Annotated in this window: 2 protein-coding genes; one reads left to right on the plus strand and one right to left on the minus strand. The window is 70.2% G+C overall.

Annotation, left to right across the window (positions count from 1 at the left end):
• Window positions 1–1,398 (minus strand): argininosuccinate lyase (argH, locus tag HW445_RS27680; protein ID WP_180223602.1); only part of this gene is annotated, 1,398 nt, incomplete at its 3' end.
• A 212-nt stretch (window positions 1,399–1,610) separates the two neighbouring features.
• Here argH and HW445_RS27685 point away from each other — a divergent pair.
• On the plus strand, window positions 1,611–2,198 hold the full coding sequence (locus tag HW445_RS27685) for a pyridoxamine 5'-phosphate oxidase family protein (RefSeq protein ID WP_180223603.1): 588 nt from the start codon (window positions 1,611–1,613) through the stop codon (window positions 2,196–2,198).
• Window positions 2,199–2,251 lie beyond the last annotated feature (53 nt).

Here is a 2,251-nt window from a genome sequence, read left to right on the forward strand (position 1 = left end):
GGCGGCGAGGTTCTGCTTGACCTCGGCGAGCTGGACGGCGACCGCGCTCGGGGCGGTGCCACCGCGGCCGTTCCGGGAGGCCAGCGCCCCGGGAACGTTGAGGACCGTCCGCACCTGAGGCGTGAGGTGCTCACTGATCTTGGCGAACTGCTCGTCGGTCAGTTCGTCGAGCTCCTTGCCCTCCGCCTCCGCGGCCTTGACGCACTCACCGGCCACCTCGTGCGCCACCCGGAACGGCACCCCCTGCTTGACCAGCCACTCGGCGATGTCGGTGGCGAGCGAGAATCCGGCCGGGGCCAGCTCCTCCATGCGCTCGCGGTGCACGGTGAGGGTGGCCATCATGCCCGTGAAGGCGGGCAGCAGGACCTCGAGCTGGTCGATGGAGTCGAAGACCGGCTCCTTGTCCTCCTGGAGATCGCGGTTGTAGGCGAGCGGGAGGGCCTTCAGCGTGGCCATCAGGCCGGTGAGGTTGCCGATCAGGCGGCCCGACTTGCCGCGCGCCAGCTCGGCGATGTCCGGGTTCTTCTTCTGCGGCATGATCGACGAGCCGGTGGAGAAGGCGTCGTGGAGGGTGACGAAGGAGAACTCCTTCGTGTTCCAGATGATGATCTCCTCGGCGATCCGGGAGACGTTGACGCCGATCATCGCGGTGATGAACGCGAACTCGGCGACGAAGTCGCGGGAGGCCGTGCCGTCGATGGAGTTGGCGGCGGAGCCGTGCTCGAAGCCGAGGTCCTTGGCGACGGCCTCCGGGTCGAGGCCGAGCGAGGAACCGGCCAGCGCGCCGGAGCCGTAGGGGGAGACCGCGGTGCGCTCGTCCCACTGCCGCAGCCGCTCGGCGTCCCGGGACAGCGCTTGGACGTGGGCCAGCACATGGTGGGCGAAGAGCACCGGCTGGGCGTGCTGGAGGTGGGTGCGGCCCGGCATGGCCACGTCCGGGTGCGCCTCGGCGAGGCCGACCAGGGCGTCCTGGAGGTCGGCGATCAGGCCGCCGACGATCCGGGCGTGGTCGCGCAGGTACATGCGGAAGAGCGTGGCGACCTGGTCGTTGCGCGACCGGCCGGCGCGGAGCTTGCCACCGAGGTCGGGGCCGAGCCGCTCCAGCAGGCCGCGCTCGAGGGCGGTGTGCACGTCCTCGTCGGCGATGGTTCCGGTGAAGGCGCCGGAGGCTACGTCCTGCTCCAGCTGGTCGAGGCCGGCGATCATGCGCTCGAGTTCGTCGGCGGTGAGCAGACCGGCCTGGTGCAGCACACGCGCGTGCGCGCGGGAGCCCGCGATGTCGTAGGGCGCCAGCCGCCAGTCGAAGTGGACCGACGCGGACAGCTTCGCCAGCGCCTCGGCGGGCCCGTCGGCGAACCGGCCGCCCCAGAGGCGGACGTCACCGCTGTTGCTGCTCACTTGCTGTGCTCCTCGTTGCCGGAAGGCCGATGGGACGCGATCACCGTGGTACGTCGATCACCCTGGCACGTCGCACGTCGTCGCTATGCATGATTATGCAGTTCTCCGCATGAATCGTCAATCGGCCCCGTGTCGCGGGGCACCAGGATGACGGCGTCCACGCATCGGATATCGGTGTACACGCCGCTCAACTCGGCTGGAGGATAAGAGGTATGGGTAAGTCATACGACAGGATCGACGACCGGCTCCGCGTGTTCATCGAGGCGCAACCCGTCTTCTTCACCGCCACGGCGCCGCTCGCCGCCGACGGCACGGTGAACCTCTCCCCCAAGGGCCTCAAGGGCTCGCTGGCCGTGCTGGACGAGCGGACGGTCGCCTATCTGGACTTCGCCGGCTCCAACGCCGAGACGGTGGCGCATCTGCGGGAGAACGGCCGGATCACCTTGATGTGGTGCGCGTTCCAGGGCCCGCCGACCGTGCTGCGGGTGCACGGCACGGGGGAGGCGGTCCTGCGCGACGACGTCCGCTTCCCGGATCTGCTGGCACGCTTCCCGGACATCGAGCCGTCGGACCACGGCCTGCGGGCGATCGTCGTGGTGACCGCCCGGCTGATCCGGGACGCGTGCGGGTTCGCCGTGCCGTACATGGCCTACGAGAGCGACCGGGAGCTGCACGGCCAGCGGTTCTCCCGGGAGGACGACGAGTCGCTGAGCGCCTACTTCGCCAAGAAGGACCACATCGCGACCAGCATCGACGGCCTGCCCGGCGTGCCGCTGCCGCTGCCCCCGGCGCCGCGCTGACGATGGGCGCATGCGCCTACGTGCCGTCGCGCTCGCCTGCTGCCTGCCCCTGC

Origin of the sequence: Streptomyces sp. UH6 (assembly GCF_013421635.1) — a bacterium.
Classification (GTDB): Bacteria; Actinomycetota; Actinomycetes; order Streptomycetales; family Streptomycetaceae; genus Streptomyces; species Streptomyces abyssomicinicus.